The sequence below is a fragment of the Burkholderia seminalis genome (assembly GCF_001718535.1).
Taxonomy (GTDB): Bacteria; Pseudomonadota; Gammaproteobacteria; order Burkholderiales; family Burkholderiaceae; genus Burkholderia; species Burkholderia seminalis.
Genome location: NZ_CP013400.1, coordinates 1,764,374 through 1,786,579, shown reverse-complemented (window position 1 = coordinate 1,786,579; position 22,206 = coordinate 1,764,374). Strand labels below are relative to the sequence as shown.

The window sequence follows — 22,206 nt, the reverse complement described above, 5'->3', positions numbered from 1 at the left end:
ACGGTCTCGTTACTTGCCCGCGTCGGGCGCCTTCACGGTCATCGGCGGGTTCGGCCACAGGCCGTGGACGGACGGCGCGTACAGCGCCTCGACGCGCGTCGGCGGCAGCCCGAACGTGCCGACGTTGTTCAGCCGCACCGTGTACTCGACCGAGAATTTGCCCTTCGGCAGATAGTCGTAGTACGCGCGGTAGCCGTCGAAATCGCGCTCGATGAATGCCGGCCATGCGCCGTCCGGCGTCTTCTCGCCCTGCGTTGCCGCTTCGGAGTCGCGGCCGAGGCCCGAGCCGAGGATCGTCGCGCCGGCCGGGATCGGATCGTTGACGGCGACCCACGTCATGTCGCTCTGCGCATCGATGTCGAGATGCACGCGCACGACGTCGCCGCGCGTCAGCACGCCCTTGACGGCCGGCGACACGGGCGTGACGGTCTTCGTGATCCGGTAGCCGGCCGCGAACGGCGCACGCAGCGGCACGGCCGCGAGGCTCTCGACCGTCGCCCACGGGCGGCCCGTGCCGTCCTGCGTGACGGACAGCGTGGCTGGCCCCTGCGACGCACGCGGCCACGGCAGCATCACGCTGCGCGCGGCGGCGGCGCGGGTCGCGGCGGTGGACGACACCGGTGCGTCGGCAGGCGCCGGCGCCTGCGACCACGAGATCGAACGCTCGTCGCCGCCGAGCGCGACCTTCGTCGCGCCGGCGACCGGCGTGCTCTCGTAGGTGCGCGAGAAGCGCTCGACCGCGAGCAGCCCGAGGGCGTTCGACGTCGTCGTCTGCCATGCGCCCTGGCGCTGCAGCGCGAGCAGGCCGGCCGTCACCCGCGGCATCTCGTCCTTCCATGCCGGGTCGCCCGCGAATTCCAGCGCGAGACGCGCGGCGTTGGTCTCGTTGCTGGTCATCAGCCACCACAGGTCGTCGTCGCGTGCGGTCGAGAACACGAGCTGCGTGCCCTGGTACGTCAGGCGCGCCCGCAGGATCTGTTCGACCTGCGCGCGTTTCTCGTCGCGCTGCGGGATGTCCTTCACGCGCGTCAGGATCGCGTGATAGTCGATCACCGCCGACGTCGGCCACTGGTTCGGCGCGATCTCGATCGAGCCGAGCATGCGGCCCTGCGCGGCGCCGAAGCGCGACAGCGCCTCGATCGCGGCGAGCTTGCGCAGGTCGCGATCCTGGCGCGGCGCCCACGCGTTGCGCTCGATGCGGCCGTCGACGAAGCGTGCAAGCCCGGCCTCGAGCTGCGTGCGCAGGTCTTCCGGCAGCGCGAAGCGCGGGTCGAGGCGGCTGGCTTCGTCCGACACCACGAGCAGGTACGACGACAACGTCGGGCTGCCGTGGTGCGAATCGTCGGACGACGGCGGGAAATAGCTCGCCAGCCCGTCACCGTCGAGGTAGACCGGCATGCGGGCGATCAGCGCCTGCCATTGCGCCGGGTCGCGCAGGCCGATCGCGCGTGACGTTTGTTGTTCGAGGCAACGGTACGGATAACGCTCGAACCAGCGCCGCACGCCGGGCAGGCCGTCGGCGAGCTTCGACTGCAGCGAGACGGCGATGCCGCCGCGCGGCGAACCCCGCGCGTTGTTCACGGCGCCGGCCGGGGCCGACACGGGCACCGTCAGCGTGCCGTCGACCTGGGCGAGCGTGGCCTGCTGCACGGTCACCGGCAGGGCCGGCACGACCTTCTGCGCGACCGCCAGCGCGTCGGACGCGCGCTTGCCGCCTTGCTCGGCCGCCTCGATGCGCCAGTTCAGCGCACCGGCCGCATCGAGCGCCTGCTCGGGCACGGTGATGGTCCAGGCCACCTCGGTTGCCGTATTGGCCGCGAGCGACACGGTTTGCGGCGCGACGTCGAGACCCGTCACGCGCGGCGTCACGACGACCTGCATCGCGCGGTCGGTCGTGTTGCGCAGCGTGACCTGCGCGCGGAACGCGTCGCCTTCGCGCACGAGCGGCGGCAGGCCGGAGATCAGCTGCAGATCCTGCGTGCTGCGGATCGACGTGCTGCCCGTGCCGAAACGGTCGGGGCCGACCGCCGCGATCGCGACGATCCGGAAGCGCGTGAGCGCGTCGTTCAGCGGCACCTCGACGGTCGCGCTGCCGCTTGCATCGAGCGTCACGCGTGGATTCCACAGCAGCAGCGTGTCGAACAGCTCGCGCGTCGGCGCGCTGCCGCCTCCGCCGCCGGCCGGCACGGCCTTGCGGCCGAAGTGGCGGCGGCCAACGATCTCCATCTGCGCGGTGGCCGTCTCGACGCCGTACGCGCGCCGGCGCAGCATCGCGTCGAGCAGGTCCCAGCTGTTGTTCGGCATCAGTTCGAGTAGCGCCTCATCGACGGCCGCGACCGCGATCTGCGTGCCGGCCGGTGCAGGCTGGCCGTTCGGCAGCGTGACCTTCACGTGCGCCTGCGCCTTGCCGCGCACCGTGTAGCGCGTCGCGTCGGTCGTCACGGTCACGCCGAGGCGATGGACGCCCGTGCCGACCTTGATCTCGCCGAGACCGTAGCGGAACGCGGGCTTCGACAGGTCGACGAACGCCGTCGGCGCTTCATAGTGGCGGCCTTCGCGCCAGAACGCGCGCGCCCATTCGACCGGCGCTTTCCAGCCCCACGTGAAGAACGAATACCACGGCACCTCGCGAATCCGGCCGCGCAGCGCGAGCACCGACACGTACACGTTCGGCCCCCACGAGTCGCCGACCTTCAGGTCGACGGTCGGATTCTTGCCGTTCAGCTCAACGATGTGCGTTTCCATCACGCCGCCGCGTTCGACCGCGACGAGCGCCGTCGCATAGCGGAACGGCATCCGCACCTGGAAGCGGGCCGTTTCGCCCGGTTCGTACGACGTTTTCTCGGGGATCACGTCGATCCGGTCGGTGTTGTCGCCACCGAACCAGAGTTCGTCCTCGCGCGTGACCCACACCGACGTCGACGCATTCGACGTGCGGCCGTCGCCGTCCTTCGCGACCGCGATCAACTGCACGTTGCCGGCCTGTTCGAGCGTCGCGTCGCAGGCCATGCGGCCCTTGTCGTCGGTCTTGCCCGAGCACAGCACGCCGAGCTCGCGCGTGTCGCTCTTGTTGTCGTACGCATAGAAGCCGCCGACCATCCGCTTGCGCGACGAGGTCGTGATGTGCGCGACGCCCTTGATCTCGATCGGCACGGACGCGCGCGGCTTGCCCTGCAAATCGACCGCCAGTGCCTGCACCGGCACGCGCTGGCCGACCGACACCCAGCGGCCGGCCTTGATGCCGGCCACCACCGCGGCCGGCCACAGGATCGTGTCGCCGCGGATCGTCTGCACTTCGCCGTTCGGATCGGCGAACGTCGCTTCCAGCGCGATGCGCTTCGGCGCGTCGACGTCGGGCAGACCCTTGAGCGTGACCGAGCCCGCGCCGTTGCGGTCGAGCGTCAGCGGCAGCTTGTCGGCGATCAGCTTCGTCGCGTCGGGATCGTGGTTCGACGAGGACGCGTTGTCGCCGTCCTGCGAATCGTCGTCGGCGTTGCCGTCGCTCGAGTCGGGACGGTACGGCGTGAAGCTGAAATCCTCGAAGCGATCGGCGAACGGCGGCGATGCCCATTTCATCAGCGCCGATACCTGCACGGGCAGGTTCGATGCGCCGCCGCCCGACACGTAGTCGATCTGCACCGCGAGCGGCGCCTCCTTCGCGGCGACGAGCGGGCTCTTCTGCGCGTCGCGCGCGCCGATCGAGCCTTTCAGCACCGGCAGGCGAAACGCCTCGACGCGGAAGCTGCCGCTGTAGTAGGTGGCGGTCGGTGCATCTTCCGGGCCGCCTTCGAGTTCGACGCTGTATTCGCCGAGCTTCGCGGCGGCCGGCAGCGTGAACTGCGTGTCCGCGCTATGGTCGGCCGCCCACGTGAGCGGCAGCTTGTACGTCTGGCCCGTGCCGAGATGGCGGATCGTCACACGCGTCGGGGTTTGCGACGGGAACGCGAGACTCTGCAGCGTCTCGGTGCGGATGAAATGCTTCATCGACACGGTTTCACCGGCGCGCAGCAGCGTGCGGTCGAACACCGTATGCGCACGCACGGTCGGCGCGCTGTCGGTGTCGGTCGGCACGTTGAAGCGCCACGATTCGATCCCGCGGTTCCAGCCCGAGCTGACGAACGCCATGTCGGGGCCCGTTTTCGGATCGTTGACGCGCGCCGACACGAAGTAGTCGTCGAAGCGCTGCTCCGACGAGCTGCATGCGCGCTTCGGCTCGAACGGCCCGTCGATCTTCAGCAGGCCCTGCGCGTCGGTCGTGCCGGCCGCGATTTCGTCGCCGTTGCAGTCCGACACGCGGATCTGCGCGTTCGGCACCGGCTTGCCCTTGTCGAGCGTCGTGACCCAGACGAGATTGTTCTCGCGGCCCTGTTTGAGGTGCACGCCGAGGTTCGTCACGAGCACGGTGGTGCGCACGTACATGCTCGACGGCTTCGCGAGCAGCGAGCGGCCGAGCGCGGGCGACGCGAGTTCGAGCACGTAGAAGCCGGGCTTGTCGATCGGCACGCCGACCACCTCGAACGGGCGCAGCGTCTTCGGATCGGCCCGCGGCAGCGTCAGCGTTTGCGCGCCGGGCTCGCCCTCGAGCAGCGACAGCGAGCGCACGTCGATGCGGCGATTCTTCGGCGCGGGCTGTTTTTCGCCGGCTTCGAGCGGCACGTAGACGGGGTGCTGGCCCTTGCGGTCGAGCAGGCCGGGAATCTGGCTGTCGATCGAGCCGGCCGTCATCGACCAGTTGTCGAAGCGGTCGACGGTGCGCATCCACTGGCGGATCGCCGTATCGTTCTCGACCTTCAGGTTCGCGAATTGCGCGCCGCCCGCGTTGAGGCCCGCGATATGCAGGTCGGCCTCGACGTTGCGCAGCGTGACGGGCACGAGCGCGGGCGTGTCGGGTTCGGCGAAGCGCTCGACGATCCCGAACGTGCCCGACGAGAATTTCGCGAGCGGCGGCATCGGCGCGGTGCGTGTCGCCAGCGGGAACAGGTCGGCGTTGGACAGCGAGCGGTCGGTCACGTCGCGCAGGCCCGACGGCAGTTCGATCGTCAGGCCGGCCTGCGCGGGCAGCGGCGGGTTGAACGTGACGGTCGTCACTTCCTCGCTGTGGTCGTCGGCCGCGAAGGTCGGGCTCAGCGAGCCGTCGGGGCCGCGCAGCTTGATCGCTTCGGCGTTCTTGCGCGAGATCGGCGCATTGAACGACAGCGTGAGCGGGCGCAGCGGCGTGCAGGGCGCCTTCGCGTTCTCGCGTTCGCACGAGAAGCTCGCGGCGAACGGCGCGCGTACGGTGAAATCGAAGCGGCGTTCGGTTTCGTTCGCGATGCCGCTCGGGCTCGCGACGCCCTTGCCGTAGACGAGCTGCATCTTCGCGCTGGCCGGCAGCGCCTGCGAGCACGACAGCGTCAGCACGCGCGCGGCTTCCTTCTTGAACCCGAAATGATCGAGCAGCGCGTTGCGCGTATCGTCGTCGGCGGCCGTGACCGGAATGCGGTTGCCGATGCCCGCCGCTTCGCACCAGATGTTCGCGAGCGCCGAACGCGGCTCGGCCGGGCCGTTCAGCTTCAACACGAAAACCTGGTGTTCCTCGATTTCCCGCGAGCCGGGGCGCACCGACACCGGGAACGGGCCGCCCGTCTGGAACGTGAAGCGGCGCGGGCCGCTGGCTGCATTGCCGGCGACCGAGCGCAGCGTGTCGTTGAGCGCGACCGAGCAGCGCACGCCGGGCGGCAGGTCGTTTTCGAAGTCGTAAACCCAGGTCTTGTCGTCGAGCCAGTGACCCTGGCCGCGCGCGGCCGTCGAGTCGTTACAGGTCACGCGGGCGGGGTTCGGCGCGGAGGCCGAGCCGAACGCGACCATCGGTTCGTCGAACTTGACGACGCTCTGCCGGACTTCGGTGACGGTGCCTTGCGGCGACACGCTCACCGTGCGCGCCGCGCCCGCGTGCAGCGAAAGCGCCGCTGCGCCGCCGAGCGCCGCGACGGCGCCGAGGCGCCAGAGCAGCCGGATGGTGCGGTCGGTTCGATCGGCTTTGTTGTGTTTGTCGTGCTGCTTCATCGCTCGATTGCCCTCGGAGGGAAGCTTTCTGTTTGATTGCACGCGATTCTAACCGACCGTCATGCGCGCGCATCGCGGCGCGCGGGGTGTCGCCGGCATGCGACACCGGGGTTGCGCGCCGCAGATTTGTCGCGCCGACGACACAAAAATGCATCGAAATTTCGATTGTCTCGGATTGCGGAACATTAAATGGACTATAAAAAGATTGTTCGATCCGATTTGTGCGCGTACATTTCAGGTCCGCGCCAATGTTTGAGAAATATCAAGCGTGGTTTTCCCGAATCCGGTGTTCGAGAGAAGGAAACATGCACAACGACAACACTCCCCACTCGCGTCGCGAAAGCGACGCAACCGCAAGCGGCATCACACGGCGTCAATGGCTGCAGGGCGCACTGGCGCTGACGGCGGCGGGCCTCACCGGCTCGCTGGCGTTGCGGGCCCTGGCCGACGATCCCGGCACAGCGCCGCTCGATACGTTCATGACGCTCTCGGAAGCATTGACCGGCAAGAAGGGGCTGAGCCGCGTGCTCGGCGAACGCTTCCTGCAGGCCTTGCAGAAGGGCTCGTTCAAGACGGCCGACAGCCTGCCGCAACTCGCCGGCGCACTTGCGTCCGGTTCGCTGAACCCCGATCAGGAGGCGCTCGCGCTGAAGATTCTTGAAGCGTGGTATCTCGGCATCGTCGACAACGTCGTGATTACCTACGAAGAAGCATTAATGTTCAGCGTCGTCTCCGATACGCTCGTGATTCCCTCGTATTGCCCCAACAAACCCGGCTTCTGGGCCGAAAAACCGATCGAGAGGCAAGCCTGATGGCCGATACCGATACGCAAAAAGCCGACGTCGTCGTCGTCGGATCGGGTGTCGCAGGCGCGATCGTTGCCCACCAGCTCGCGATGGCCGGCAAGTCCGTGATCCTGCTGGAAGCCGGCCCGCGCATGCCGCGCGGCGACATCGTCGAGCGCTTTCGCAACCAGGTCGACAAGACCGATTTCATGGCGCCGTACCCGTCGAGCGCATGGGCGCCGCATCCGGAATACGGCCCGCCGAACGACTACCTGATCCTGAAGGGCGAGCACAAGTTCAACTCGCAGTACATCCGTGCGGTGGGTGGCACGACGTGGCACTGGGCCGCGTCGGCGTGGCGCTTCATCCCGAACGACTTCAAGATGAAGACCGTGTACGGCGTCGGCCGCGACTGGCCGATCCAGTACGACGACCTCGAGCATTGGTACCAGCGCGCCGAGGAGGAACTCGGCGTGTGGGGCCCGGGCCTCGAGGAAGACCTGTACTCGCCGCGCAAGGCGCCGTACCCGATGCCGCCGCTGCCGTTGTCGTTCAACGAGCAGACGATCAAGAGCGCGCTCAACGGCTATGACCCGAAGTTCCACGTGGTGACCGAGCCCGTCGCGCGCAACAGCCGCCCGTACGACGGCCGGCCGACTTGTTGCGGGAACAACAACTGCATGCCAATCTGCCCGATCGGCGCGATGTACAACGGCATCGTGCACGTCGAGAAGGCCGAGCAGGCCGGCGCGAAGCTGATCGACAGCGCGGTCGTCTACAAGCTCGAGACGGGGCCGGACAAGCGCATCGTCGCCGCGATCTACAAGGACAAGACCGGCGCCGACCATCGCGTCGAGGGCAAGTACTTCGTGATTGCCGCGAACGGCATCGAGACGCCAAAGATCCTGCTGATGTCCGCGAACCGCGATTTCCCGAACGGCGTCGCGAACAGCTCCGACATGGTCGGCCGCAACCTGATGGACCATCCGGGCACCGGCGTGTCGTTCTACGCGAACGAGAAGCTGTGGCCGGGCCGCGGCCCGCAGGAGATGACGTCGCTGATCGGCTTCCGCGACGGCCCGTTCCGCGCGACCGAAGCCGCGAAGAAGATCCACCTGTCGAACATGTCGCGCATCAACCAGGAGACGCAGAAGATCTTCAAGGCCGGCAAGCTGATGAAGCCCGAGGAGCTCGACGCGCAGATCCGCGATCGTTCCGCGCGCTACGTGCAGTTCGACTGTTTCCACGAAATTCTGCCGCAGCCCGAGAACCGCATCGTGCCGAGCAAGACGGCCACCGACGCGATCGGCATCCCGCGCCCCGAGATCACGTATGCGATCGACGATTACGTGAAGCGCGGCGCCGTGCATACGCGCGAGGTCTACGCGACCGCCGCGAAGGTGCTCGGCGGCACCGACGTCGTCTTCAACGACGAGTTCGCGCCGAACAACCACATCACGGGCGCGACGATCATGGGTGCGGATGCACGCGACTCGGTCGTCGACAAGGACTGCCGCACGTTCGACCATCCGAACCTGTTCATCTCGAGCAGCTCGACGATGCCGACCGTCGGTACGGTGAACGTGACGCTGACGATCGCGGCGCTCGCGCTGCGGATGTCGGACACGCTGAAGAAGGAAGTCTGACCGTGCGGAAATCTACTCTCACCTTCCTCCTGGCCGGCTGCCTCGCGCTGCCCGGCCTCGCACGCGCGGCCGATTCGGCCGATCCCGCGCAGGTCAAGCGCGGCGAATACCTCGCGGTCGCGGGCGACTGCATGGCCTGCCACACTGCAAAGGGCGGCAAGCCGTTCGCGGGCGGTCTTGGCATGCCGGTGCCGATGCTCGGCAAGATCTATACGAGCAACATCACGCCCGATCCGGATACCGGCATCGGCAACTGGACGTTCGACGACTTCGAGCGCGCGGTGCGCCACGGCGTCTCGAAGAACGGCGACAACCTGTACCCGGCGATGCCGTACGTGTCGTACGCGAAGATCAACGACGACGACGTGCAGGCGCTGTACGCGTACTTCATGCACGGTGTCGAGCCGGTCAAGCAGGCGCCGCCGAAGAACGAGATCCCCGCGCTGCTGAGCATGCGCTGGCCGCTGAAGGTCTGGAACTGGCTGTTCCTGAAGGACGGCGTGTACCAGCCGAAGCCGGCGCAGAGCGCCGAATGGAACCGCGGTGCGTATCTGGTGCAGGGCCTCGCGCACTGCAGCACGTGCCATACGCCGCGCGGCATCGCGATGCAGGAGAAATCGCTCGACGAAACCGGCGGCAGCTTCCTGTCGGGTTCGGTACTCGCAGGCTGGGACGGCTACAACATCACGTCCGACCCGAACGCGGGGATCGGCGGATGGACGCAGCAGCAGCTCGTCCAGTACCTGCGCACCGGCAGCGTGCCGGGCCTCGCGCAGGCGGCCGGCCCGATGGCCGAGGCGATCGAGCACAGCTTCTCGAAGATGACGGAAGCGGACATCGGCGCGATCTCGACGTACATCCGCACGGTGCCGGCGGTGGCCAGCGGCGACGCGAAGCAGTCGCGCTCGTCGTGGGGCAAGCCGGCCGAGGACGGGCTGAAGCTGCGCGGCGTCGCGCTCGCGTCGTCGGGCATCGATCCGGCGCGGCTGTACCTCGGCAACTGCGCGACGTGCCACCAGATGCAGGGCAAGGGCACGCCGGACGGTTATTACCCGCCGCTGTTCCACAACTCGACGGTCGGCGCGTCGAATCCGACCAACCTCGTGCAGGTGATCCTGAACGGCGTGCAGCGCAAGGCCGGCAGTGAGGATGTCGGGATGCCGGCATTCCGCCACGAGCTGTCGGATGCGCAGATCGCCGCGCTGACGAACTACCTGACCGGGCAGTTCGGCAATCCGGCCGCGAAGGTGACCGAGCAGGACGTCGCGAAGCTGCGCTGACGCGGCGCGCGGCGAAGCAGGGCAACAATAGACAAGAGGAGGCGCACAGCACATCGGGCGGGCCCGATGCCGGTTGTTGCAGAGCGGGACGGGCGGCGCAGGCGGCCGCCCGTCCTGGATCGTTGGCAATCCGGTGCGCGTAGACCGTGCATCGCTTTCGTTGATCGAGACCATGACACCGAATCAACCGTTTCTCGCGTCCCAGCGCGATGTGCTGCTGCTGTTGTCCCGAATCCTGCTCGTGATCCTGTTCGTGATGTTCGGCTGGAAGAAGATCGTCGACTTCTCCGGTACGATCGCGTTCATGGGTTCGGAGGGCGCGCCCGCGCCGATCGTGTCCGCGGCGATCTCCGTCGTGATGGAGCTGTTCGCCGGCATCGCGATCCTGGTCGGCTTCCAGACGCGCCCGCTCGCGCTGCTGCTGGCGCTCTATACGATCGGCACCGGCATCATCGGCCACCACTACTGGACGATGACGGGCGGCGAGCAGATCAACAACATGATTCATTTCTACAAGAACATCGCGATCGCGGGCGGCTTGCTTGCACTGTGCGCAGCGGGCCCCGGCCGATATTCGATCGATCGCGGATAAACGGACCCTGGGCGCGCGCATGGGGCGCGCGCGGGAAGGTCGAGACTCCGAGGGGGCATCATTTTGCGACTTAAACATTTCGCATGGCTGATCGCGGCCGCCACACCGGCGGCCGCCTTTGCACAGACGAGCGTGACGCTGTACGGCCGGATCGACGGCGGCATCGAATACCTGAATCACATCGCGACGCCGAACGGCAGCAAGTCGCGCTGGAGCGCGGAAGGCGGCGACTGGGGCACCAGCATGTTCGGCCTGAAGGGCGTCGAGGATCTCGGCGGCGGGCTGTCGACGGTCTTCAACCTGGAAACCGCATTCCAGGTGATGAACGGCACGACCGGCGGCGGTCGCATGTGGTCGCGGCGCGCGTATGTCGGGCTGAAGAGCAACACGTGGGGCCAGCTGCAGGCCGGCCGCAACCTGTTCATCGACAGCGACGGCGTGTGGGAATTCGACCCGTTCGTTCAGCAGGCGTTTTCGTCGGCGTCGCTCGTGCGTGGCCGCAACTGGCAGCAGAGCAGCAACAACATCGAATATCACAGCCCGGTGATCGGCGGCTTCGACGTGCAGGCGCAGTATGCGTTCGGCAACCAGTCGCGCGGCTTCAACTACGGCGCGGCCGACGATTTCGGCCGCTCGGACGGGATCATGATCTCGTACCATTCGCCGGTGCTCGACGTACGCGGCATCTACGACGAACTGCGCGACAACAACGGCAAGTTCAGCAACATCTTCACCGCGTCGCGCGAGTATTTCGTCGGCGCGAACGTGAAGGTGCAGAAGTTCAAGATCCAGGGCGCGTATACGCACTACCAGGCGCCGGACAGCCCGGCCGGCGTGGCCGATCGCGCCGATCACTACTGGCTCGGCGCGACCTATGCGGCGAATCCGCAATGGGCCGTGACGGCCGGCGGCTATTACGTGAAGGTGGGCGACGGCGGCAGCGACGCATCGCACGATCCGTCGGGGCACGCGATGATGTACGTGCTCGGCACCACGTACAACCTGTCGAAGCGCACGTTCCTATACGGCACGGTCGCGTATGTGCGCAACGGCGGGAATTCGAACTTCTCGCTGCTCGCGACGCCGCGCGATGCGACGTCGGGCACGAGCCCGCTGGCGGGCGAGTCGCAGACGGGGGCGTATGTGGGGATGATGCATACGTTCTAAGCGGGCAACGGCAGATACGTAAAAGGCACGGGTGGTCGCACCCGTGCCTTTTTTGCGTTTACGGCGACTGCGAAGATGATTGCGGCGAGCATATTGGTGTCGACGCGGAATTCGAATGCATCTTGCGAGCCGGGACGGCTGTTATATCGCTGCCGTACATCGAGCGGCCATCGGTTCGCTCATAGCGTATGGCGTACCTGAGTAGTGCGCTGCCGGTGATGCGCACTCGATGGATTCACACTCCGAAACGTTTACGGTCCGGAAATCCGAAGCAGACAACGGATCCGCGATTGGTCGCTATCAACTGATATCGCCACTATTCGATCCGTTCGGCCGACAGCACGGACGTGTCCATGAAGATCGTGCACCGGCGACCATTACCGCACGAAAACCGAGGCTGGCGCCCGTACGGCATGCCATGTCCATCTTCATCCCGGCAATCACGACTTTGCCGACGCTGCCGAATGCAGCTGCTCGACCAGTCGCGAGCCGATGCTTCCCGCGACATTGCCGCAATCGAAAGCAGGATGTAAGTTGTGCGGGATTCATTCCGGCGCGTTGCGACGCTGAATGGGAAAGCATCATCAGCGTACGACGGGACGGATCACGATTGGATGCGATGAATGCCGATTCGGTCCGATTCAGTGGTTTGAATCGCGCCGGTGCCCGAAGGTTCTCACCAGTGGTGGCAATTCCGGGCCTTTTCCTCTTTTGACGAGATAGCAATCAGCTCGTGGCGTTGCCCGGCGGTCGTTTCTGTTACTACATGGTACGGGGTAGCCTGATGGTTTCCGATTTGCTGAACAAGGCGCTGCGCGCGCAATACACGCAACACGGACGGATTGTCCGTCTTGACACGCCGCTTGGCGAGGACCGGTTGATTCCGCTCTATGTCCGGGGGCGTGCGTGCTTGGGGCGAGACTTCGAATTCACGATCGATGCAACCTCGACCCGGCTCGAATTGATTCAGGCCAAGGCCCTGATTCGGCAATCCGTGACGCTGTGGATTCGGCAGACGGACGGGAGCGAAATGCCGATTCACGGTTATGTGACTGCGTTCAGTCGCTTGGGCGCGGACGGTGCCAACACCTACTACCAGCTTCGGTTCAATTCGTTCCTCGCGCTGCTTCGGCTGGGCAGCGACCGTCGGGACTGGGTCGAGGCGCCCGCACAGCAAACCGTGTCCGACGTGCTCGCAAAGTATCCGCAGGCATCCGGTAACGTGACCTGGCAATTGCGTCGAGGGCTACGTTCGTATTCTCAGCGCATGCAATGGGAATCCGACTGGAACTACGTCCACCGCACGTTCGAGGAACTCGGCCTGTTTCCGCGTTTCGACATTGCACCGGACGGCAAGTCGCATCGGGTCGTCATCATGGACGACCTTTTTTCAGTTCCCGAATTGAAGCGCAGGACCATCTCGTTTAGCGGTTCGGTGCAGGACGAGGAATTCGACGGCCTGAGCGAATGGATCGATTCGCAAGAAATCCAGTCCGCCGAACTCGACACGGGCACGTTCGATTACAAGCGTCCGGATCTTTCCAAACACGTCACGATGCCCGCATTCGATCTCGACGATGTTCCAGGCTTGGGCGAGCAATACGAATACACGGGGTCGCACACGTGGTCGGATCGCGACATGGGCGAGGCTCAAGCGAACTTTATCGCCGAGGAATGGCGCTCACGCGCTCAGCGCTTCTACGGAGTGGGCGCGCTGCGTTGCGCATGGCCGGGTCGCTATGGTCTGCTGACCGGGCACCCGGTGCACGATGCGCAGTTGGAACAGGATCGCGAGATGGCGATTCTTTCCGTGAGCTGGCTCATCCAGAATAACGTGCCGGGGCTGGAAAACCTGATGCGCTTTCGCAAGAGCGTGCGCGCGGAGGTCGAGCAAGTGCGTACGAATGGTGCAGGTTCGGTGGTGCGCCATACCGACGGTGGCGTTGGATTTTTCCACGTCGAAATCGAAGCGCAGCGGCGTCGCGTCGCGTTTCGCAGTCCGTTCGAACACAAGAGGCCCGTCATGCAGCTTCAGACCGGCATTGTCGGCGGACCGGGCAGCGAGGAAATCCATACGGATGCGATGTTGCGAGCGAAGGTTCGATTGACATCCGATCGACTCAATGACGGCGACCAGAACGTCTCGGCGTGGATACGCGCGGCGATGCCCGATGCGGGCCACAAGCGCGGCGGCATGTTTCCGCTGCGCAAGAACGACGAAGTCCTGATCGGCTTCGTTAACGGTGATTGCGATCGCCCCGTGATTCTGTCGAGAATGCACGGTGGCGAAAGCATGCCGGAATGGCACACGCACGGGCTGACCTCGGGCTTGTTGTCGCGCGAATACGGCGGCGAAGGTTATAACCAGCTGATGATGGACGACGCCAGCGGGCAGAACCGCGTGCACTTGTATTCGACGAGTTACAGCTCGCATTTGCACCTGGGCTACCTGATCCAGCATTCGGGCAACACGCGCGGTGCATTCATCGGACAGGGCTTCGACCTCAAGTCATTGGGCTACGGTGCGGTGCGGGCCGAACAAGGGCTCTATGTGTCGACGCAACCGGCAGCCACGCAACCGATGCGTGCGACGGCGGCATCCGAACAGCTTACTCGCGCCGAAGCGATGCTGGCGACGACGTCGCAGGCGAGCCAGACGAATCGGGCGCAGAGTCAGCAAGACGGCCACGATGCACTGAAAACTTTCACGGACGCAACGCGGCACCCGGTGGCTGGCACGATCAAGGGTGGGCGCACGGCAGGCGGTGGCACGGGCAACGCGAACGGCTTCGCGAAGCCGATCATGCTGCTGTCGAGTCCGGAAGGCATTGCCGTATCGACACAAGGGTCGGCACACGTTACGGCAAACAAGCAAGCCAATGTGGTTGCCGGCGAGAACATCAACCTCGCGGCCGGGCGAGCATTGCTCGCCAGTGTGCTGGAGCGAATCAGCCTCTTTGCGGAAAAACTCGGTGTCAAGATCTACGCGGGGAGCGGGCCGATAGACCTTCAGGCGCAGAACGATTCGATGAGCTTGGCCGCATCGCAAGACGTGAAAATTACGGCGGGCAAGAGGATGTATCTGTCGGCTGACGAAATCTGGATCGGCGCAAATGGTTCGTACATCAAACTGACGGCGAACATGATCGAGAACGCAACCTCCGGCCAGATTGTAGAAAAGTGTGCGGATTGGGAGAAAGCGGGAGCGGCAAGCGGCGCGCTGCGAAACCCGCTGCATTCGTCGCCGGTATCGGCCGACGGCGGTCGTTTCACCGTGTTCTCCGGTTAAACCGCGCGGCGGGATCGTTCCAATACAAAAAATCCTGAAACCGAATCCGAGTCGGGAATCATGAGCAAGACAATGCCTAAAAAGAAGCACCATCCGGCGTCCGCCCCAAAATCGGCCGCCAAACCTGCGGAACCGGCGGATACGGCACTGAGCTGGGCCTACCCGTTCACGCCGGTAGGCAAGAACGACGCGGCCGACCCGATGACCTATTTCAGGGCGCTGGCCAAGTGCGAAAACGGCTTTTATCCGCTCGGCGTCAGCGGCATGTGGCACGGTGGCGTGCACTTCGCCGACGGCAGCGCGGAAATGCTGAAGCAGGACAGCGGCGTGCGCGCGATTGCGGACGGCAAAATCGTGGCGTATCGGCTGAACGCGAAATACGAGGAAACGACGTACCCGAACAATGCTGGTCGGGCGCACTACTCGACCGGCTTTGTACTGGTCCGCCACGAACTGAAGTTGCCGCCGAAGCCGGCCGCGAAGGAATCCGCGAAATCGGCTCCCGCATCGGCCCCCGCGCCTGCATCGACTGATACCGCGCCCCCGACAGCCGCCCCTGCCAATAACGCGCCGTCCAACGGCAAACCGGCGAACGACAAATCCCTCGTGTTCTTCAGCCTGTACATGCACACGATGGATTGGGCCAGCTATCAGAAAGCAATTGAACAGGCGAAATCGAACCCGAAGCCTGACCCGGCGCTTCCGGTACCGATGTCGTATTGGGAAGGCGATCGCTACTATCGAGTGGGCGGCAAGGCGAAGGACAAGCAAACCGTTCCGAAGCGGAAGGCGCCTGCGCAGCCATCCGCGAAGCGGATCAATGGTGCCGACGATCTGCCTGTCAACAACACGAACCAGAACGAGCCTCCGCCCGCAGATAGCGGTCAAGATGCCACTCCTCCAGCACCGGAGGCAGGCTTGCACATTCGAGAGTTGCCGAACGGAAAGAGCAAGATTATCGGGATATTACCGATGGGGGCCGAAATCGTTGCGGGCGAAGGCGATCCCACACACTTGGACTGGATCAAGATCAAGTCCATTAAATCGGGCACGGTTTTGTCTGCCGAAGTCGGTAAGCCGGTGTCCCCCCAAGCGCCGTGGAGCTACGTGTTCAAAGGGGACCTGGACGCTGTTGTCGATCCGAAACCGCTCGATACGGTAGTGATCCTGAAGGAGCCGCAGCGCGTCAAGGCAGGCGAAGTCGTCGCGCATGTCGGCCAGTATCAATGGCCCAGTAAGGCGAGCCCGATACCGCCGAAGCCGAACTATCCGATGTTGCATCTCGAAGTGTTCGCGGGGCCGGACCTGAAAGACTTCATCGATCAAAGCCGTGCGCGCGCGAAAGAATTGAACGATAAAAACAAACCGCTTCTGGAAATCGAGCCGGGGGCCAAGCTGGTCAGCGAAGTGCCCGCGCCGGATCAGAAACTGACCCAATCCGGATTGAAGCTTGTACCGATAGGCGACGCAAAGGGTTCGCGCTGGATCAAGGTGCAGCCAAAGAGCGTGATGACTGTGCCCGCGAAAGGCAAGCAGAAGGCCAAACAAACCTTCGCGGACGTTGGGAACCCGATGTGGGTTGAAAGCAGTCTCGCGAACACGATCAGCACGTCGAATGTCGCGGGATGGCAGAACTTTCCGCTGGACGTTTCCAAGGCAAGCGGGCCGGGAGCGGATTTCCGGGATGTGCTCCGCCGTACGGATCTCGACAAGCTTGGGGCGGACAATGTCGCGATCGACGACAAGGGGCATCACTGGTGGAACATCACGATTGGTTCGAAGGACGGTTCCGCACGACAAGGATGGGTATGCGATACCGGTCATGACGGCGTGCAGTTGCGTAGCCCTTGGGAATGGCCGGGTTTCGAATTGGTCGACAACGGCAGCGTCAGCCCTGCCGACATGTTCAAACGCCATATCCATACGACCGAACAATATCTGGCGGATGAGGAAGGTACCGAGTTCAAGGGCGCGGCGGGGAAGGTCAACGCTGGCGAACTCATCACGAAACTTGAAACGGCGATCGATACGAACCACGACGGGAAGGTGACTGCACAGGAACTGAAGCATGCGCTGGAAACGCGGTGGATGGCTGAAGCGGTTTCGCACCTTGTTGTGCGCAATGAAACCGAATGGGGTGGCGGTATGGGCAAGTGGGAGGAACTCACCCCGCTCATGAAGAAACAGACCGAGATGTGGAAGACGGAACTTGATCGGCTTGCCAAGCTTCAGTGGTGGGAACAAGTCAAGGGAGTTGATGGCTTTCCTACGGACCTCTCGCCTTGGCACTTCCATCCGATTGGGTTGCTGGGGAATTTTGCGAACACGGATTGCTGTGCAATTACGGTCGAGCTATTGGAAAAGATGTACGGAAAATCGGGAGACTGGTTTACGGGGAAAGGCGGATCAAGGACCTTTGTGCAGGAGTTTCCGGAAAAATACCCGAATATATATAAATACGAAAAATATAAATTCGTTTCGCTGCTTAATAATAAACTTAAGGAATATGGAATTGTCGGTTGTTATCATAAAGCTCATTTTCTCGCGCAATGCTTCCATGAATCGGCTAGATTCGAGACAACAATAGAGTTCGCCTCTGGCGAGGGTTATAATCCCGGGGTGCATCCGGATGCTATTAAAAATGGAAATACTAATCTCGGGGATGGGCCGAAATACAAGGGGAGGGGAATAATTCAACTGACATGGAAAAATAACTATGCAGCATACTCGGCTCACAGGGGGATCGATTTTGTAACCGATCCTGAGCTTATTGCTACCGATATGGAAAACGCTATTGACGCATCTTGCTGGTACTGGCGCAACAAAGGAGCGATTTCGGAAAAATATGACGCCAAGGGCGATATAAATATCATCGTGGATCACGAGAAAAATAATGTCAGATTGGTTACGCTGGCCGTTAATGGTGGACATAATGGATTGCCCGAGCGTCAGGAGCTTTTTGATCGAATCAAGAAAGAGTGGGGATTGGTTTGATGATTTTAAAAATAAATATATTGCTAAAATTTGGCTTGATTTATGCGATCTTTGTGATTGTGTCATCAGTTGCTTCTGCTGAGATTTCCAATGGACTCTCGATAAATAAAAAAGGGGAAATCCGTGATTGTAGCGGTTCGTCAACGTGCAGAAGCATTGAGCCAGCCGGCGATCTAAAAAAGGCCATTGAGGACGGTTACGAGAATTTGGCTATTGTTGATATTTATAAAGATGGAAGTAAAGAAATTGCAGCCACGAGTGGTGGGGCGGATGGTTGTTCGAAATTTTTCTCTTATGATCGTACGTCGCGCAGATTTTCCGTCTTGAGATTCTCGGATCGGGATATATGTAATTTTCGAGTCGAAGGAGGTAGATTGATTAGTTCGTATCGGTTTGATGGAAAGCAATATGAGGATGTCTATAAACTCGAGAATGGAGGATATCAAATCGCAATAAGTGATGCGTGTGTTGGATGTGATGAGGTTTCTCGTTCTGTGTACACTGATGGGAAAATTTCTGAAAAAATAATCGTCACCAATCAGCGGGACTATGTGAAGCGCACGCCGGTAATTACGACGGTTGTTGCGGATAAGGCTGGATTATACGATGACCATTCGGGTTCTTCCTTGGCAAAAATGTATTTGCTGAGAGGGGATAGAGTTCAGCTCGCAGATTTCAATAGTGAAAACGGCCTTTGGTATCTTGTAAAATATTTTACGAGGCGGCATGGTGCTATACTCAAATGGATTAAATGTGAAGACTTGGCTATATGCGAGTAGATCAGATTCCATTAAAAGATGCTGAGTCGATGGGTAAGGTATTGAGATTGAATGGCGTTAGGTGGGGGTGTGAAATTATGAATATAGGATGGAATTTCTGTTGTCGTGAACTCGGATATCCGAGATAGGGTGAGATATGTCCATTAATTTCGTTCGAGTCGGTGATTCTACGGACCACGGAGGCAAAGTCGAAACTGGCTCGTCATCAATGAAATTCGATGGCCGCTACGTCGCGCGTAAAGGCGACCGCGTATCGTGTCCGCAGCATCCGGAGGTGGCGCCGAACGTTATCGAGGAAGGCGACGAATCGATGAAGGACGACGGCATTCCGGTTGCGCGACACGGTCATCGAGCGACATGCGGCTGTCATCTGATTTCGAGTCTCGGGTGACGCTGCAACGGCAGTGGGAAACCTGACCATTGATGCGGGCGTGTCCATGCAGTATTGCGTCTTTACCCCCAGAATCACGATTTCGCAGATGTCGACCGCGTGCCCACGAAGCAACTCGATCGGGTCTTGTCGAATACGATATCGCGTGCCTTATCGATCGCAAGTTTCGGCAACGGCACAGCGAGTCGGGAGCGATCGGCGAGCCGGCGGAACCGGTGCGACTCACGGCGAACATCGACCCACTCGCGTCGTGTGCACGACAGATCAACCGGTTGACGTTGGCCAGCAAGCGTTCGCTGCCATGCGGACGATCGGAATCGTGGAACATCCCGCCTGCATGTTGAGCGAAAGCAGCGCTCGTTTTGGGGAGACGGTGTCGGACATTACGTTTCTCCTGAGTGGCCGATGCAGAAGGAGAATCGAAAAGACCCCGTCCGGAACCGGTGGGGCCTGTGGGAATCGGTGACGCTACGATATTGCGCGCACTCGCCGCACGAGCCCGCCGAAGGCGATCGTGCGTGTGGTCGTCGAAAGGGTGATCGTGGTGTTGTGTATTGGTCAATGATGTCCGATGCGCGCGGCGTCAATGACGCTTCACACACCGGGCATCCCCCCACCGCTCAGTCCAACGCCTTCCCCGCCTTTTCATCCATGCAACGAATCGCGAGCAACGTCATCGCGCCGCAACCGATCGCATACCACGCCGGCGCATTCGGATTCCCGGTTGCCGCGATCAGCCACGTGACGAAAAATTGCGCGAAGCCGCCGAAGATCGCGACGCCCACGCTGTACACCAGCGCACCGCCCGTCGCCCGCACCGCACGCGGGAACAACTCGCCGAGCATGGCCCCCGTCGCGCCAATGTTGATCGCATGCACGATCGACAGCGCGGCGATGATCGACAGCAGCGACGTGGCGCCCGGCCAGCGGTTCAGCGCGATGAACGCCGGGTAGATCGCGGCCATCAGCGCGATGCGCGTCCACCAGACGATCCGGTTGCGCCCGAACAGGTCGGACAGGTGGCCACCGATCGGCGTCACGAGCATCAGGATCGCGCCGGCGACGCAGCCGGCCGTCATCGACAGCCAGGTCGGCAGATGCAGCACCTGCACGCCGTAGATCGCCATGTAGAACACGATGATGTAGTGGATCGACGTGCCGCCGATCGTCACGCCGAGGCCCGCGAACACCGCCTTGCCGTGATGGCGCAGCACGTCGGCGAGCGGCAGCGACGCGACCGGCTCGTCGTGCGCGGCGGCAGGTGCGGCGGCCGGTACCTCCTCGACGGTGCGGCGCAGCCAGTAGCCGAGCGGCACGAACAGCGTGCCGATGATGAACGGCACGCGCCAGCCCCAGCTTTCGAGTTGCGCGGCGTTCAGCGTCGACGTCAGTGCAACGCCGGTGAGCGCGCCGGCGAGCGCGGCGAGCCCCTGGCTCGAGAACTGGAACGACGCGTAGAAGCCGCGCCGATGCTGCGGCGCCTGCTCGAGCAGCAGCGTCGTCGACGCGCCGACTTCGCCGCCCGACGCGAACCCCTGCAGCAGGCGCGCGAGCACGAGCAGCAGCGGTGCGGCGATGCCGATCTGCGCGAAGGTCGGTGCAACCGCGATCGTCGCGGTGCCGAGCGCCATCAGCAGCAGCGTGAGGATCATCGCGCTCTTGCGGCCGGCACGGTCGGCGTACATGCCGATCACGAGCCCGCCGAGCGGACGCGTGACGAAACCGACGCCGAAGCTCGCGACCGCGAGCATCAACTGCCCGAACGGCGAATGCACGGGAAAGAACAGCTTGCCGATCAGGATCGCGAAGAAGCTGTAGACCGTGAAGTCGTAGAACTCGAGCGCGTTGCCGACGGCGGCGGCCGCGATCAGCCGGCGTTTCTTCGCGGCGGCGCGGGCATCGACCGGCGTGCCGGCGAACGGAAGGGCAGACGTTTCCATGGGGTTCCCCCGATAAGCGCGAAACTGCGTGATGAAGGGCCGTCAGGCGGCGAGCCAGGCTTCGGCGACGCGCACCCAATAGCTGGCGCCGATCGCGAGGATGTCGTCGTTGAAGTCGTAGCCGGGGTTGTGCACCATGCAGCCGCCCTTGCTGCCGATCCCGTTGCCGATGAACGCGTAGCAGCCGGGGCGCGCTTCGAGCATGAACGCGAAATCCTCGCTGCCCATCAGCGGTGCGGCTTCGGTTTCGACGCGTTCGGCGCCGAGCATCTGGCGCGCGATGTCGGCCGCGAACGCGGTCGGTTCCGCGTGATTGACGAGCACCGGGTAGCCGTAGTCGTAGTCGACTTCCGCGCTCACGCCGAAGCTTTCCGCCTGGCCTCTCGCGAGTGCTTCGATGCGGCGCGCGAGCAGCGCGCGCACGTCGGCGTTCAGCGCGCGTACCGACAGCTTCATCACGACGGTCTCGGGAATGATGTTGAACGTCTCGCCGGCCTGTACGCTGCCGACCGTGATCACGGCCGCCTGCTGAGCGTCGACCTCGCGCGCGACGATCGTCTGCAGCGCGACCATGATGCTGCCCGCGGCCGACATCGGATCGCGCGCGAAATGCGGCATCGCGCCGTGGCCGCCGACGCCGCGCAGCGTGATCGTCACGCGGTCGGCCGACGCCATCGCGGCGCCGGTGCGGAAGGCCATGTCGCCGGCCGCGCGGCCCGGCATGTTGTGGATCGCGAAGATCGCGTCGCACGGGAAACGGTCGAACAGGCCGTCGTCCATCATCGCCTTCGCGCCGCCGAAGTTTTCCTCGGCCGGCTGGAAGATCAGGTTCAGCGTGCCGGAGAACTGGCGCGTCGCCGCGAGGTGACGCGCCGCGCACAGCAGCATCGCGGTATGGCCGTCATGGCCGCACGCGTGCATCTTGTTCGCATGGCGGCTCGCGTACGGCAGGCCCGTGGCTTCGGCGAGCGGCAGCGCGTCCATGTCGGCGCGCAGCCCGACCGTGCGCGTGCCTTGCCCTTCGCGCAGCACGCCGACGACCCCCGTCTTGCCGATGCCGCGATGCACTTCATAGCCCCAGCCGGTGAGCAGCTCGGCGACGAGGTCGCTCGTGAGCGTCTCTTCGAACGCGAGCTCGGGATGGGCGTGGATGCGGCGGCGCACCTCGACCAGCTCGGGAGCGATCGCGGCGATACCGGGGATGACGGGGTTCACGGCTTGCAGCATGGGGTCTCCAGTGGGGCCGAAGGGCGTTTGACGCGTATATGACGAGCAAGCATATAAATTTCTTTTGCGTA

Annotated in this window: 12 protein-coding genes; 9 read left to right on the top strand and 3 right to left on the bottom strand. The window is 63.4% G+C overall.

Translation table 11 applies throughout. The annotated features are described in order from the left end of the window. Positions 1-9: 9 nt before the first annotated feature. Entirely contained in the window at positions 10-6,045 is a 6,036-nt protein-coding gene (locus WJ12_RS28635; RefSeq protein ID WP_059556639.1) for an alpha-2-macroglobulin family protein, read from the bottom strand. A gap of 305 nt (positions 6,046-6,350) precedes the next feature. Between WJ12_RS28635 and WJ12_RS28630 the strand changes: the two genes are divergently transcribed. From WJ12_RS28630 to WJ12_RS28595, 9 genes are all read left to right on the top strand, one after another. Then, positions 6,351-6,857, top strand: coding sequence for a sugar dehydrogenase complex small subunit (locus tag WJ12_RS28630; protein ID WP_049028374.1), 507 nt, complete (start codon positions 6,351-6,353; stop codon positions 6,855-6,857). Next, the gene (locus WJ12_RS28625; protein WP_069245942.1) at positions 6,857-8,476 is read left to right on the top strand and encodes a GMC family oxidoreductase; all 1,620 of its coding nucleotides are present in this window, start codon (positions 6,857-6,859) and stop codon (positions 8,474-8,476) included. The genes WJ12_RS28630 and WJ12_RS28625 overlap by 1 nt, the downstream gene beginning before the upstream one ends. A 2-nt stretch (positions 8,477-8,478) precedes the next feature. Next, a complete protein-coding gene (locus WJ12_RS28620) occupies positions 8,479-9,756 on the top strand; it encodes a cytochrome c (RefSeq protein WP_059556637.1) in 1,278 nt (425 codons plus the stop codon). A gap of 172 nt (positions 9,757-9,928) precedes the next feature. Next, positions 9,929-10,348, top strand: coding sequence for a DoxX family protein (locus WJ12_RS28615; RefSeq protein ID WP_034187892.1), 420 nt, complete (start codon positions 9,929-9,931; stop codon positions 10,346-10,348). A gap of 63 nt (positions 10,349-10,411) precedes the next feature. Further along, positions 10,412-11,515 carry a porin gene (locus tag WJ12_RS28610; RefSeq protein WP_034187891.1) on the top strand — a complete coding sequence of 368 codons (1,104 nt, stop codon included), beginning with the start codon at positions 10,412-10,414 and terminating at the stop codon, positions 11,513-11,515. Positions 11,516-12,299: 784 nt separating this feature from the next. Further along, a complete protein-coding gene (locus WJ12_RS28605) occupies positions 12,300-14,804 on the top strand; it encodes a type VI secretion system Vgr family protein (RefSeq protein WP_069245941.1) in 2,505 nt (834 codons plus the stop codon). A 60-nt stretch (positions 14,805-14,864) separates the two neighbouring features. Then, positions 14,865-17,798: a glycoside hydrolase family 19 protein gene (locus tag WJ12_RS28600; RefSeq protein ID WP_083262756.1), complete on the top strand. Its 2,934-nt coding sequence runs from the start codon at positions 14,865-14,867 to the stop codon at positions 17,796-17,798. Then, positions 17,783-18,577 carry a hypothetical protein gene (locus WJ12_RS36125; RefSeq protein ID WP_156444727.1) on the top strand — a complete coding sequence of 265 codons (795 nt, stop codon included), beginning with the start codon at positions 17,783-17,785 and terminating at the stop codon, positions 18,575-18,577. The genes WJ12_RS28600 and WJ12_RS36125 overlap by 16 nt, the downstream gene beginning before the upstream one ends. A 136-nt stretch (positions 18,578-18,713) precedes the next feature. Then, complete coding sequence (locus WJ12_RS28595) at positions 18,714-18,968, top strand: PAAR domain-containing protein (protein WP_059556635.1); 255 nt, start codon at positions 18,714-18,716, stop codon at positions 18,966-18,968. Between the two features lie 620 nt (positions 18,969-19,588). Here the strand turns inward: WJ12_RS28595 and WJ12_RS28590 are convergent. Then, the gene (locus WJ12_RS28590) at positions 19,589-20,908 is read right to left on the bottom strand and encodes an MFS transporter (RefSeq protein ID WP_034187888.1); all 1,320 of its coding nucleotides are present in this window, start codon (positions 20,906-20,908) and stop codon (positions 19,589-19,591) included. A 42-nt stretch (positions 20,909-20,950) separates the two neighbouring features. Continuing rightward, positions 20,951-22,135, bottom strand: a complete 1,185-nt coding sequence (locus WJ12_RS28585) for a M20 aminoacylase family protein (protein ID WP_034187887.1) — start codon at positions 22,133-22,135, stop codon at positions 20,951-20,953. Positions 22,136-22,206: the final 71 nt, after the last annotated feature.